Origin of the sequence: Flavobacterium okayamense (assembly GCF_019702945.1) — a bacterium.
Lineage (GTDB): Bacteria > Bacteroidota > Bacteroidia > Flavobacteriales > Flavobacteriaceae > Flavobacterium > Flavobacterium okayamense.
Genome location: NZ_AP024749.1, coordinates 448481 through 461828, shown reverse-complemented (window position 1 = coordinate 461828; position 13348 = coordinate 448481). Strand labels below are relative to the sequence as shown.

General features: G+C 30.8%; 12 protein-coding genes. 7 read left to right on the top strand and 5 right to left on the bottom strand.

The annotated features are described in order from the left end of the window. Positions 1-5: 5 nt before the first annotated feature. Positions 6-446 carry a hypothetical protein gene (locus KK2020170_RS02150; RefSeq protein ID WP_221259168.1) on the bottom strand — a complete coding sequence of 147 codons (441 nt, stop codon included), beginning with the start codon at positions 444-446 and terminating at the stop codon, positions 6-8. A gap of 67 nt (positions 447-513) precedes the next feature. Here KK2020170_RS02150 and KK2020170_RS02145 point away from each other — a divergent pair, with 67 nt between their 5' ends. Both KK2020170_RS02145 and KK2020170_RS02140 read left to right on the top strand, forming a co-directional pair. After that, complete coding sequence (locus tag KK2020170_RS02145) at positions 514-1194, top strand: glycerophosphodiester phosphodiesterase (protein ID WP_221259167.1); 681 nt, start codon at positions 514-516, stop codon at positions 1192-1194. After that, entirely contained in the window at positions 1191-2399 is a 1209-nt protein-coding gene (locus KK2020170_RS02140; protein WP_221259166.1) for a BaiN/RdsA family NAD(P)/FAD-dependent oxidoreductase, read from the top strand. The genes KK2020170_RS02145 and KK2020170_RS02140 overlap by 4 nt, the downstream gene beginning before the upstream one ends. Positions 2400-2428: 29 nt before the next feature. Here KK2020170_RS02140 and KK2020170_RS02135 read toward each other — a convergent pair whose 3' ends face one another. The 3 genes from KK2020170_RS02135 to KK2020170_RS02125 form a co-directional block, all read right to left on the bottom strand. Beyond that, positions 2429-2995, bottom strand: coding sequence for a hypothetical protein (locus tag KK2020170_RS02135; protein ID WP_221259165.1), 567 nt, complete (start codon positions 2993-2995; stop codon positions 2429-2431). Between the two features lie 25 nt (positions 2996-3020). Further along, positions 3021-3959: an OmpA family protein gene (locus KK2020170_RS02130; protein WP_221259164.1), complete on the bottom strand. Its 939-nt coding sequence runs from the start codon at positions 3957-3959 to the stop codon at positions 3021-3023. A gap of 93 nt (positions 3960-4052) precedes the next feature. Beyond that, positions 4053-4529 (bottom strand): TspO/MBR family protein, encoded by a 477-nt coding sequence (locus KK2020170_RS02125; RefSeq protein ID WP_221259163.1) that lies wholly within the window; start codon positions 4527-4529, stop codon positions 4053-4055. 60 nt (positions 4530-4589) lie between these two features. On the opposite strand from KK2020170_RS02125, the gene mvaD reads away from it, so the two are divergent. The 5 genes from mvaD to KK2020170_RS02100 all read left to right on the top strand — a co-directional run bounded on the left by mvaD (position 4590) and on the right by KK2020170_RS02100 (position 8905). Next, positions 4590-5666, top strand: coding sequence for a diphosphomevalonate decarboxylase (gene mvaD / locus KK2020170_RS02120; protein ID WP_221259162.1), 1077 nt, complete (start codon positions 4590-4592; stop codon positions 5664-5666). A 32-nt stretch (positions 5667-5698) separates the two neighbouring features. After that, on the top strand, positions 5699-6637 hold the full coding sequence (locus tag KK2020170_RS02115) for a mevalonate kinase family protein (RefSeq protein WP_221259161.1): 939 nt from the start codon (positions 5699-5701) through the stop codon (positions 6635-6637). A gap of 5 nt (positions 6638-6642) precedes the next feature. Continuing rightward, positions 6643-7563 (top strand): geranylgeranylglycerol-phosphate geranylgeranyltransferase, encoded by a 921-nt coding sequence (locus KK2020170_RS02110; protein ID WP_221259160.1) that lies wholly within the window; start codon positions 6643-6645, stop codon positions 7561-7563. A 27-nt stretch (positions 7564-7590) separates the two neighbouring features. Beyond that, positions 7591-8469 carry a pseudouridine synthase gene (locus KK2020170_RS02105; protein WP_221259159.1) on the top strand — a complete coding sequence of 293 codons (879 nt, stop codon included), beginning with the start codon at positions 7591-7593 and terminating at the stop codon, positions 8467-8469. A gap of 76 nt (positions 8470-8545) precedes the next feature. Beyond that, positions 8546-8905 carry a nuclear transport factor 2 family protein gene (locus KK2020170_RS02100; protein ID WP_221259158.1) on the top strand — a complete coding sequence of 120 codons (360 nt, stop codon included), beginning with the start codon at positions 8546-8548 and terminating at the stop codon, positions 8903-8905. A gap of 56 nt (positions 8906-8961) precedes the next feature. Here KK2020170_RS02100 and KK2020170_RS02095 read toward each other — a convergent pair whose 3' ends face one another. Then, entirely contained in the window at positions 8962-13245 is a 4284-nt protein-coding gene (locus KK2020170_RS02095; RefSeq protein WP_221259157.1) for a T9SS type B sorting domain-containing protein, read from the bottom strand. Positions 13246-13348: the final 103 nt, after the last annotated feature.

Sequence of the window (13348 nt, the reverse complement as noted above, 5' to 3'; positions counted from 1 at the left end):
TTTTTTTATTGCAATGGCCTTAATGTATTACTCAAAGTTATTTTGTAGGAAGCTTGTTCTCCTTTTAAAATTTTCATGATATAAACGAATTTATAAGAGTCTATTTTTTTTGCTTCTAACAACAATTCTTCTTTTGAAAATTGATCATAAAGAACAATGTCTGAACTATTTGAAAAACTAAAACTATCAGCAAATTGAGTTTTTAAATTAGTAATTGGATATTCAGAATAAATTGTCTTACTATTTTGTTTAGCTGTAATTTTTCCTCCTTTAAATCCTTGAGTTAAAATAATAACACTTTTAGATTTTGCAGTTGCATTTTCTTTTTTTAGGAATGTAGTTTTTTCGTTTTCGCTTACACTTTTAAAGTCATCACGAACTTGAAATTGTGTTGTACTACACATAATAAAAAATTGCGCTATACAAATAAATACTATCTTTTTCATTTTTCTTTAAATTTATTCTATACAAAATTAAACGACCAAAGTAGTAAACTATTATATCTTTGTAGGAATGTTTTACAAAATTGCACACAGAGGAGCTTCAGGTTATGAAGTAGAAAATACATTAGAATCAATTCAAAAAGCTATTGACTTAGGTGTAGATGGAATTGAACTAGATGTACACGTTTGTGCATCTGGTGAAGTAGTTGTTTTTCACGATTTTACTTTAGATAGGTTAACTAATACTATCGGACCGATTACTAATTTCACATTTAAGGAATTACAAGAAATTAAGGTTAAGAATACGTATTCAATTCCTTTGTTAACCCAAGTTTTAGCCATAACTAAGAACAAATGTTGGTTAAACATTGAATTAAAAGGGATGCATTCTGCAGAAGCGACTCATATTGTTTTAGAGCAGTTTTGTAATGAAACCAATTATTCGGAATCAAATTTTTTAATTTCTAGTTTCCAAATTGATGAATTAAATACCTTTTCTCAATTGTCTAATAAATTTCCTTTAGCAGTTTTAACGCAAGCAAGTATTGAACAAGCCATAGATTTTGGAAAACAAATTAACGCGAAGGCTATTCATCCACATTTTTCTTTATTAACTGAAGAAAGTTGTAACAAAGCAAAAAAAATAGGTTTCGAAATTAACACATGGACGCTAAACGATAAAGTAGATATTGAACACGTTAAACGTTTTTCAATTGATGGAATAATTTCTGATTTTCCCGATAGAATATGAATTCAAAATACGATATAATTATAATTGGCGGTGGTGCTGCTGGCTTTTTTTCGGCAATAAATATTGCTGATAAAAATCCTGATTTTAAAATTGCAATTTTAGAGCGGGGAAAAGAAGTTTTGTCTAAAGTTAAGGTTTCAGGTGGTGGAAGATGTAATGTTACTCACGCTTGTTTTATCCCGAATGATTTAGCAAAATTTTACCCGAGAGGTGAAAAAGAATTACGCGGCCCTTTTCATCAGTTCTGTTCAGGCGACACTATTGAATGGTTTGATAAACGTGGTGTTGAACTTAAAATCGAAGAAGATGGAAGAATGTTTCCTATTTCAGATTCGTCTCAAACAATTATCGATTGTTTTCTAAATGAAGTAAAAAAACAAAAAATAGATGTTTTAACCAATCAAAGTGTTAAGTCATTATTTAAATCAGATGAATTTTGGAAAATTGAAACCAATTCTGATGTTTTTGCTTGTCAAAAAATAGTCATTGCTACCGGAAGTAGTACTAAAATTTGGGATTTTCTATCAGAATTAGGACATTCGATTGTTTCTCCAGTTCCATCGTTGTTTACCTTTAATATTAAAGACGAACGCATTAATAACTTAATGGGGGTGAGTGCAAATGCGACTGTAAAAGTAAAAGGGACTAATTTAAAAGCTTCGGGGCCATTACTTATTACACATTGGGGAATGAGTGGGCCTGCAATTCTTAGATTATCGGCTTGGGGAGCGAGAGAACTTTTTGGATTAAATTATCAATTTACAATTCAAGTAAATTGGCTAAAAGATTTCAATTTTGAAGAAGCATTAGAAGAATTAAATAGTATTAAATTAGAAAATGCTAAGAAGCAAGTTGATAAGTTTTGTCCTTTTGATTTTCCAAAGCGATTGTGGGAATCATTACTTACGGCTTCTAGTGTTCAATTAACTACAAAATGGGCTGATTTGTCAAAAAAACAGCTAACTACTTTATCAGAACAATTAACAAACGGGCAATTTCAAGTAAACGGTAAAAGTACTTTTAAAGAAGAGTTTGTTACGGCTGGCGGAGTTGATTTAAAAGAAGTAAACTTTAAAACCATGGAAAGTAAAATATTACCAAATTTATATTTTGCGGGTGAAGTTTTAAATATAGATGCTATTACAGGTGGATTTAATTTTCAAAATGCTTGGACAACAAGTTATATTGTTTCTCAAAATATATAAAAACAAAAATCGGCAATTGCCGATTTTTTTTATTTTTCTCTTCCACCTTCTAAAGTATCCTGCCAATCTTTTAATTGACGCCATTTATTTTCATAAGCAAGTTTAGCTTGCCTTGGCCATGTTCCTGGATCGTGAATTTGAAAACGTTCGCCTGCTTTCATAAGTATTTCTCTACATCTATCAACTGAAGTTTCTGATAACGATTTCCAAGTTAATATTCCAGAAGTTTTGAATAATTGTTCAATTTTTGGTCCAATTCCTTCAATTATTTTTAAGTCGTTTTCATTTACTTTTTTGCCAAATACTGATTTTGCAAAAGCAGCATCAAAAACTAATTCGGTTTCTATTGAAGGACTTTTAAAAGCTTGCGGAGATGTTCTTGGTTTTTTATTTTCAACTGAATTTCCTTGAGCACGTAATCTTTCTAAATCAGATCGTAATTGCGAATTCATACGATTACAATTATCTAAATCATCTCTTAAAGAAGTAACTTCATCGTTCGAATTTCCTTTTCCTAATCTTCCTAAAAGATAGCCTAGAATTCCACATAGTATACCTACTATAGCTGGAATTAATATACATGGTAAGCTGTTCATTTATCTAAGGTTTTGGTTGGGTTAGTTATTGTATTGATATTTCAGCTCTTCGGTTTTTTGCTCTACCTTCTTCTGAATTGTTGTCTGCAATAGGCATAGAAGCGGTTTTTCCTTGAGTAACTATTTTGTTAGCAGAAATTCCGTTTGTCACTAAATACTCTTTTGCAAATTCTGCTCTTTTAGCTGAATAATATTCATTGGTGTTATTGGGGCCAGTTGTGTTGTCGGTGTGACCAGTAATTAATATTTTCGAATCACTAACATTATTAATATAATTGATGATTTGTCCTAGTTTATCTTTTTCAGCTTGTGTTAAGCTAATTTTAGATTGCCCAGTATTGAAATATAATCGTAATGGATTTGAATTAATCTCTTTCTTAACACTTTCCCAATTGTTAGATATGTTTTCAGTAGTTGAGATTTTACTGGATAAGCTATATGAAATAGAATTTGTTAGAGTGTCACCAATCTTAATTGGATTATTCGCTAATGAACTTGAAACTGAAAGCTTGTTTTCAGGAATTCCTTTTGAAATTAGATAATTTTTAACCGAAGTTGCTCTGGCAATTCCTAGATCAGGAAATATTGAATTATTTTCTTCTTCAGAAGTATATGAACCATTTATTTTAAATTTTGAAGTTGAATTGATTAAGCTGGATTTTAATTGTTCAATTCCAAGATTTATAGAGTCAGAAATCGGTAATAAAAGGTTAAAATCAGAACTTAAAAATAAAAAGTTATCAATAGTTTTAAAAGAACTTGTTTCAGTTGTAAAAGAGAAACCAGAGGTTGGCGAAGTACTTTCATTTGTTTTGGGCTTTTCAATTTCAACTTCAATTTGTTTTGTTTCATTATTCACAGACTTATTTTCGTTGCAAGTTTTACAACAAAAACTGTATTGAAGCCAAGTTCCAAGAAGGATAGTAAAGGCTATTCCTAAAAGGTAAAGTACTTTTTTTGTCATAACTTTACATTTTGATGTTTATCAAAAATATAAAATTTTAACAAAAAAGAATAAATTTTTTTGTAGAATTTGTTTTACAAAATGTAGTTTTATTTAATAATTTAGAATATAAATGGTAATTGTTAAAATAGATGCAAAGCCAACCCAAGCTAAATAAGGAATTAATAAATATCCAGCTTTTAAGTTTATTCTCTTGAATAACATGAAGGTTTCAAAGATTATTAGCCATAATAATATAATTTCAATAGCAGCTAAAAGTAAATTGTTTAAACCAAAAAATAAGTATGACCATAGAAGGTTTAATAAGAGCTGAATAATAAAAAAAAGCATAGCTTTTTTAACGTCTTCTTTATTTTCTTCTAGTTTATTCCATACTAAACCAGCAGCAATACCCATAAGAATAAAAAGCAATGTCCAAACTGGCGCAAAAACCCAATTTGGCGGATTAAAAATTGGCTTTTCTATTGTTGGGTACCAAGTATCAATAGTCATTTGAGTTATTCGACTTCCTAGAAAACCAATTGCTAAACAAATGGCAATCATGTATACAATTCGTAGATATTTGCTCATAAATACATTATTATAAAGCAAAGTAACGAAATATTGGTATTTTTGCCTAAAATTTTCAATATGTATTCAGAAAAGGATTTTGAAGTTTCGCAATTTAATTCAATCGAAAAGGCATGTTTTAGTTGGTCTGCACCAAGTAATATTGCGTTGGTAAAATATTGGGGGAAGAAAGCGAAGCAAATTCCGGCTAATCCATCGATAAGTTTCACATTGAATAATTGTAAAACAATTACGTCAGCGTCATTCACTAAAAAGGATAATAAAGACGATTTTTCATTTGATTTCTTTTTTGAAGGGAAGCCTAAAGAGGATTTTAAACCAAAAATTCAAAAGTTTTTTGAACGAATTGAGCAATATTGTTCGTATTTAAAAGAATATCATATTGAAATAGATTCGCAAAATACTTTTCCACATAGTTCAGGTATTGCTTCTTCAGCTTCAGGAATGGCGGCTTTAGCGATGAATATTATGAGTTTAGAAAAAGCTTTGAAACCTGAAATTTCTGATGATTATTTTTTTAAAAAAGCTTCTTTTTTAGCACGTTTAGGTAGTGGCAGTGCTTGTAGAAGCGTAATAGGTGAAGTTGTTATTTGGGGCGAACATCAAAATAGCAATAGTTCTGATTTATTTGGAGTAGAGTATTCAGAATTACATACTAGTTTCCAAAATTATCAAGATACGATTCTATTAGTCGATAAAGGCGAAAAGCAAGTTTCGAGTACTGTTGGACATGATTTAATGCACAACCATCCTTTCGCTGAAAAACGTTTTGGACAAGCTCACGAAAATCTAACACAAATAAAACAGATATTAAAAGAAGGTAATGTAGAAGAGTTTATTAAAATAGTTGAAAGTGAAGCTTTGACATTACACGCCATGATGATGACATCTATGCCTTATTTTATTTTAATGAAACCAAACACACTTGAAATTATAAATAAAATTTGGAAGTTTAGAAACGAAACAGCAACTCCGGTTTGTTTTACATTAGATGCTGGTGCGAATGTTCATATTCTATATCCAGTAAATGTAAAAGAAAAAGTTTTGCAATTTATTAAGAATGAGTTGGTTGTATATTGTCAAAACGAGCAGTATATTTGCGACCAAATTGGAACAGGTGCAAATCAATTGAAATAATTTGTATCTTTACTAAACTAAAACAGTTCTAGATGAAAGGACCACTATTTTATTCGAAGATTTTATTATTTGGTGAATACGGAATTATTGAAGATTCTAAAGGGCTTTCAATTCCATACAACTTTTATAAAGGCGCTTTAAAATCAGAAGAAAATCTGACGAATGAAGCTAAAAAATCAAATGAAAGTTTAGTTAGATTTACGGAGTATTTAGAAAAATTACAAAGCCAACAACCAGAATTGGTTACTTTCGATATAGATACTTTAAAGCAAGATGTTTCTAATGGGATGTACTTTGATTCTAGTATACCTCAAGGGTATGGCGTAGGAAGTAGCGGTGCTTTAGTGGCAGCTATTTATGATAAGTATGCTTTAAACAAAATTACAGTTTTAGAGAATTTAACGCGAGAAAAATTATTACAACTAAAAGCTATTTTCGGACAAATGGAATCGTTTTTCCACGGTAAAAGTTCTGGTTTAGATCCGTTAAATAGTTATTTAAGTTTACCAATTTTAATCAACTCAAAAGATAATATTGAACCAACCGGAATTCCAAGCCAAAGCACGCAAGGAAAAGGAGCCGTTTTCTTAATTGATTCTGGAATTATTGGAGAAACAGCGCCAATGGTAAATATTTTTATGGAAAACTTAAAAGATCAAGGTTTCCGAAAAATGTTAAAATCACAGTTTATCAAACATACTGATGCTTGTGTGGAGAACTTCCTTAACGGTGATGTGAAATCATTATTTGAGAATACTAAAAAACTTTCAAAAGTTGTTTTGAATAACTTTAAACCTATGATTCCTGAGCAATTTCACCAAGTTTGGCAAAAAGGAATTGAAAGTAACGATTATTACTTGAAACTTTGCGGTTCTGGTGGTGGTGGTTACATTTTAGGTTTTACTCAAGATTTAGAAAAAGCAAAACAGTCTTTAAAAGATTATAAATTAGAAGTTGTATATAATTTCTAAGTTTAATGCTTACAAGAAAGTCAAAATTATTACTTACAAAAATTTTCAGCTTTTTCTCTGTAATTAGAGGATACAATATTTGGGTTATTGCTTTAGCTCAGTATTTATCGGCTATATTTATTTTGGCTCCAGAAAAATCAGCGTTGTCAATTTTATTAGATTGGCGCTTGTTTGTTTTGGTTTTAGCTTCTTCGCTGTGTATTGCTTCGGGTTATATAATTAATAACTTTTATGATGCTAAAAAAGATTTAATTAATCGTCCTAAAAAAGCAATGATTGATCGATTAGTAAGTCAATCAACCAAGTTGAAAGTGTATTTTGCAATCAATTTTCTTGTTGCGGCTTTAGCTTCATTAATTTCTTGGCGTGCCGTTTTATTTTTTTCTGCTTATATTTTCTTAATTTGGTTCTATTCACACAAGCTTAAGAAATATCCATTAATAGGGAATTTAACCGCGTCAGTTTTGGCGGTTTTACCATTTTTTGCTGTGCTAATGCATTTCAAAAATTTTTATCATGTCATTTTTGCACATGCAACTTTTTTGTTTCTTTTGATTTTAATACGTGAATTTATTAAGGATTTAGAAAACATTGAGGGCGATTTGGCGAATAATTACAAAACTATTCCTGTTTTATTTGGCGAAAATATTGCCAAAACAATGATTACAATTTTAACGTCTTCGACTATAATTCCAGTTTATTTTTTAACCGATGTTTATAACGTTGGTTATATGGATATTTACTTTTATATAAGCTTAGTTTTATTGATTTTTTTCTTACTCCGACTTTGGAAAGCCACTTTAAAAGAAGATTATATAAAACTTCATTTTCTATTAAAACTGATAATTGTTAGCGGTGTTTTTTGCATTATGCTAATTGAGCCTCAGGTTTTAATTCACGGAAAAAAATTACTTTCAACTTATTAATCATATCTTTGCACAAAATTAGAAGTTATGTCACGTCATCAAGGCAATGATAAAAGAAATCCAGGATCAGGAAGACAAGGAGGTTTTAAAAAAGATAGTTTTTCAAGAGGAAATGCTCCTGTAAGAAGTAATTCGGCAGGTTTTTCTAGAAATGAAAACAAATCGGCACAGCCAAAAGCAAAAGCGAAACCTGAGTCAGATGAAATTCGTTTAAATCGTTATATTTCAAATTCTGGAATGTGCAGTAGAAGAGAAGCTGATATTTACATTCATAGTGGTAATGTAATGGTTAACGGCGAAGTAGTAACTGAAATGGGTTACAAAGTAAAGCCAGGCGATGTAGTTAAATTTGATGGGGCAACTATTACGCCAGAAAAGAAAGTATATGTTTTATTAAACAAACCAAAAAACTTTTCAACTTCAGCTGATGGCGTTAGAAGTAATGAAAATGTATTGAGTCTAGTGAAAAACGCATCAAAATCTCAATTACAAGCCGTTGGTAGAATGGATAAAACAACTACTGGATTGTTGCTTTTTACAAATGATACAGAAATGATTACTAAGTTCACTAGTGCAAACCAACGTTCGTCTAAATTGTATCATGTTAGTTTAGATAAAAATCTAAAGTTTGAAGATTTAGAAAAAATTAAAAAAGGGTTATACATTGACGATCATAAAATATTTGTAGAAGAAATTGATTATATCGAAAATGAAGCAAAATCAGAAATCGGCGTAAAAATGAAAACAGCTAATGTTAAGATTGTTCGCAAGATTTTTGAAGAATTAGACTATAATGTAATCAAATTAGATCGTGTTACTTTTGCAGGATTAACGAAAAAGAATTTACCAAGAGGAAACTGGAGATTTTTAACCGATCAAGAAGTGATTAATTTAAAAAATTTCTAATTAGAATTAACTACATAATAAATAGACACTCAGAATTTAATCTTTGTGTCTTTTTTAATTTTATCTATACTTATTTATGTCGAATCAACTTCAATCAATAGCAATAAAATGGTTTGATGCTTTTAATTCTAAAAACCTTGATAAATTATTAGATTTATATGACGACGAAGCACAACATTTCAGTCCGAAATTGAAAATTCGTCAACCTGAAACCAAAGGTTTAATAATTGGCAAGCAATCAATGCGTACTTGGTGGCAAGATGCTTTTGATAGATTACCTACATTACATTACAAAGTAACGAGTTTGACTGCAAACACCGATAGGGTTTTTATGGAGTATATAAGACAAGTTGAAGGTGAAGATGATATGTTGGTAGCTGAAGTTTTAGAAATTAAAGATGATAAAATTATTTTTTCTAGAGTATATCACGGATAGATGATTATCATAAGAATATTAAAAAGGCTGTTTCAATTTTGAAACAGCCTTTTTAATTATCTCTTCAAGCTAAAGTGGGCTTTAAATTGTTTGTCTTGTCCATTTAGCTTATAATCTACCAAAAACCAATAATCAGAAGAAGGAAGTTTTTCTCCATTATAAGTTCCGTCCCAGCCATTTCCTAAAGGTGAAATTTGTTTGATAAGCTTACCGTAACGATCAAATATTGAAATTACTGCTTCCGGGTGATCAGTTCTCATATCCCAAATATTCCAAGTGTCATTAAAACCATCATTATTTGGAGTAAAGAAATTAGGGTATTTAATCACATTAAAAATTAATACAAAATTCCCACAATTACCAAGAGTATCATAAATGGTAATTATATGTTCACCAGAACTTAAATCATAAAATTCGTTACTAGTTTGTGGTTGATTATCATCTAATTCATAAATATAATTTCCAAACCCATTTTCAATAATAACCGTTGCATTTGCAACTTCAGCAAAAGGAGAACTTACAATTACAGAGGCAATAGCAGTGCTCGATTGAGTTACTACAACAGTTGTAGATTCATAGTTACAGTCAGGAGCGTTTTCAGCTGTTAATTTTATAGGAACTGCAGTATAAGTTCCTGCTTCTACAGCTTCATAGTTAACTCCAGTTCCAACTAAATTTCCATTTAAATACCACTCAACATCAAAATCATTAGGGTCTAATCCAGAAACAAGCATAAAACTTTCTATAGTTTCATTAGTAGTTGGATGAACACAAATTACGCCTCCTTCAACGGTGAATGTTGGTCTCGGATAAATAGTAAATTGAAAATGCTCTTCATCAAAACATATTGTTTGCGAATCTGTAGATTCATCATAACCAGAGTTTTCGGCATAAACCCAAATATCAAAAGTTTGAGCAGCATCACCTGAATTTACGCTAAATGTGTAATCATTAGGATTTATAATATTTGCTGGGTCACCACCTGGTAGCGAATAATAATTTATAGTAAAATTACCACTCGGTAATGTAGGTAAAGTATAATCACCACAATAGTTTTGATTGTTTAAAGCACCGAAATTATAAGGCGATAAATCGGGTGTTTCTAAAACTGTAATAACAAATGATCTTTCTTCAATACAATTGGTTAAGTGATTGTCAGTATTAACACCATAAACATAAACTGTTTGCGGGGTGTTTTGAGGTGTAAAAACGTAAGTTGTAAAATCAATAGCATCAGCTGGATTTCCTCCAGAGTTAAAATAATAACCAACGTAATTAACCGGCTCTGGATTTGGAGTTGGGTTATTTAATGCAGGCAACATATAGCTATTACATTTTACAACATCTGGATAATTAGGTAAATCTAAAGCACTATATATACGTTGAAACTCTTTGTCAATTTTACAACCATTTACTGGATCTTCGTAATAAAAATAGAATGTTTCGGTTGTTGTATAAACTTGGTTGTAGTCTATAATTGAACCCGTTCCATCCGGACCATTGGGTTGATTGTAAATATCACCAGTTGTGGGTTGAGCAATTGAATACGGACTACATTCTGATGTACTTATATAATCGTTTAGACCAGGGAAAGGTTCAATAGTTATGGTAAAAGGATTTTCGTTTATGCATATAATTGTTCCGCCCGGATAATTATGAGTTTCTTCGTTATATACATAATAGGTTCCTGGTGAATAACCTCCAGTTAAATCGATAATATCTCCTGCATTTAATTGAACTTGTCCTGGAGTTGTAGGTCCACCAGATAACATATAATAAGTTCCACTGTTTTGAGGTAAAATATATTCCCCACAATAAGTTCCGTCATCAATAGGATCAATTAAAGGTTGAGGGTAAATTGTGACATTAAAATTAGTATTATCTGTACAATTGGTACCATTAGTTATATTTGCGTAATAATAAACAGTTGTAGATTGAGTGATAGGTTGACTTATGTCAAATTGTGTGCCTTGTCCAAGCGGTTGCGTATAATAACCTCCAGTTTCAGGTTGTGTTAAATAATATTCACCACAGGCATAAACATCTTGAAAATTTGGATTTACAATTTTAACATCAAAAGGAATGTCAATAGTACAAGAACTATTACTCCCGCTTGAGGTAACATGAGGCTCTGAACCATAAATATAAACTATTTGAGAACTATTTATAACATGCCCAATTGGATAGTTGGTTCCTGTTCCATTTGGACCAGAGTAATAACTTCCACCTAATATCGGCGCTTCTAAGGTATAAGAAAAACAAGAAATTACATCAGATGGGGTGTCAACTATTGGATTTGGATGGATATAAATATCAAATTGTTCATCTCTACACATTACACCGTTAATTTCGCCATAATAAAAAATAGGTTGAATTATGGTTGCTCCAGTATTATTTGTGAATTCTGTACCGGTTGGAATTAAAGTTCCAGAACCATTTGGTCCTCCAAAATCTGTATAAAACCCTCCAATGCCATAAGGAGGAGGTGGAACATTAAATGTTTCACAGTAATCTAAAACTGGTACATATTCATCGATAAAAGTTAAAGTAAAACTTGATTCATTTGTACATCCATTTGCATCAGGTCCTATGAAAATATAATAGGTTCCTCCAATATCAATTATATCTCCTGCATTAAATTGTACCTGACCTGGAGTTGTAGGTCCGCCAGGCAGTAAATAATAAGTCCCATTAGTAATTGTTGGTAATTGATATTGAGTACATTCAACAACACTATTTATTGTGTCAACTACTGGTAAAGGATTAATGGTTATTGTTACATTAGTAACATCAAAACAGCTAGAATTACTACTGTCTTCTATTCTAATCCAATATGTAATAGTTCCAGCTCCACTTGGAATAACTACGTTATTCCCAATTGCACCAGTTCCATTTTGCGCGTCAGTTTGGTTACTATAATATGTAATATTAAATGTTCCAGGTTGTCCATTAATCACTGCAATGTCATGTTGTGCTAAATCATAATTTAATTCACTAGGTGTATCACAAACTGAATTTGTAATATTTGTTCCTGCTGTAACTGTTGGTGTAATAATTAAGTCAAATGGATTCGTAGCATCACAAAACAATGAAGTTTGGGTATTAAAAACCTTAATATAAATGGTTTGTCCGCTACTTTGAAAAGATGCTAAATCACTAGCGGGTATAGGATTGTTTGCAGTAATGTCGGCAGGAGATTCGTAATAGAATAATTCATAAATTGAACTATCTAAACCTAAAAAATTTATATCGTTTTGTGTTAAATCAAATGGATAGGTTGAAGCCCCAGTATCACAAATGAATAAATCTTGAGGTGAATTTACTAGTAAAGGATTAAAAATTATTTCATCTTCTATATGACAAGTTCCTTTGTCAATTAGAACTTGATAAATACCAGGTTGATTTACGGTGTAAGTTGAGTTATTTGCACCAGCAATTATATTTCCATTAAGAAGCCATTGAAATGTGTATGTATTATCTAAGCCAGTGTCTAAAAGATATTCGTCGCCGCTACAAATAATTTGGTCTTCTCCTAAATCAAACTCAGTATTAAAGCTTCCTGCACTTATAAAAACAGCTGAATCAAAGTTTGTACTTACATAATCTCCAATTACCATTTTTAAGCGATAAGGATGATTAGGAATAATAGCCGAACCAGCAGATAAAACAACAGTATGACCTCGCATATTAATAGTTGAGGCCGCTGGGTTACTTACATTATAAGTGTCAAATAAAGTTGGGTTTGTTGAACTACAAGTATTATTATAAGCTGAGTTTTTTATAGTTTTTACTGATACAGGTGTTGAAGTTGTAGGAATAACAGCTAAATTTGTGATTGTGCCACTTACCAAATCTTCTAATTCAAAAGCAAAAATGTCATTTGACAAACATTGGTATTGACCATATTCATTTGAAGCAAATAAAAAACTAAAATTAAAGGACGTTGAAATCGATATAAAATCAAATTGCAAATAAGCTAAATCCGTTAAACTACCTGTTGTCCCACTACTTGTGTCACTTAAATTTTGTAAGAAGGGATCTGTTCCGCCATTAGTTGTGGTCGAACCTAAATTTGAATCGGTATATAATCCTTGTGAATCAATAACATTTCCACTTCTTATAACTATACCTTCGGCGATGGGGAAACTACCACTATTGTTGTTAAAATAAGCAACAGATTGATTTGAAGAAAAGGTTGCATTTGTATATTCAATACAAGAACTATTCAGTAATAAATCTACTAAATCATTGGCGTTATAACTTGAATTATCAATCGAAACTGTTTGAGACGATGAAAACAATCCACAGCATAGGAAAAATATTACATATAAGTTTTTCATGTCGATTATTTGGGGTTAATCTAATTTAAAGTTAGCAAATATATACTTACTGGTTAATTTAAAAATAAAAAAATGGTTAAGAATTGAATTTTTCTTAACCATT

What these genes read in the sequence shown, in the direction of transcription:
- KK2020170_RS02150 (WP_221259168.1), bottom strand. Translation starts at nt 446, where the DNA reads ATGAAAAAGATAGTATTTATTTGTATAGCGCAATTTTTTATTATGTGT.
- KK2020170_RS02145 (WP_221259167.1), top strand. Translation starts at nt 514, where the DNA reads ATGTTTTACAAAATTGCACACAGAGGAGCTTCAGGTTATGAAGTAGAA.
- KK2020170_RS02140 (WP_221259166.1), top strand. Translation starts at nt 1,191, where the DNA reads ATGAATTCAAAATACGATATAATTATAATTGGCGGTGGTGCTGCTGGC.
- KK2020170_RS02135 (WP_221259165.1), bottom strand. Translation starts at nt 2,995, where the DNA reads ATGAACAGCTTACCATGTATATTAATTCCAGCTATAGTAGGTATACTA.
- KK2020170_RS02130 (WP_221259164.1), bottom strand. Translation starts at nt 3,959, where the DNA reads ATGACAAAAAAAGTACTTTACCTTTTAGGAATAGCCTTTACTATCCTT.
- KK2020170_RS02125 (WP_221259163.1), bottom strand. Translation starts at nt 4,529, where the DNA reads ATGAGCAAATATCTACGAATTGTATACATGATTGCCATTTGTTTAGCA.
- mvaD (WP_221259162.1), top strand. Translation starts at nt 4,590, where the DNA reads ATGTATTCAGAAAAGGATTTTGAAGTTTCGCAATTTAATTCAATCGAA.
- KK2020170_RS02115 (WP_221259161.1), top strand. Translation starts at nt 5,699, where the DNA reads ATGAAAGGACCACTATTTTATTCGAAGATTTTATTATTTGGTGAATAC.
- KK2020170_RS02110 (WP_221259160.1), top strand. Translation starts at nt 6,643, where the DNA reads ATGCTTACAAGAAAGTCAAAATTATTACTTACAAAAATTTTCAGCTTT.
- KK2020170_RS02105 (WP_221259159.1), top strand. Translation starts at nt 7,591, where the DNA reads ATGTCACGTCATCAAGGCAATGATAAAAGAAATCCAGGATCAGGAAGA.
- KK2020170_RS02100 (WP_221259158.1), top strand. Translation starts at nt 8,546, where the DNA reads ATGTCGAATCAACTTCAATCAATAGCAATAAAATGGTTTGATGCTTTT.
- KK2020170_RS02095 (WP_221259157.1), bottom strand. Translation starts at nt 13,245, where the DNA reads ATGAAAAACTTATATGTAATATTTTTCCTATGCTGTGGATTGTTTTCA.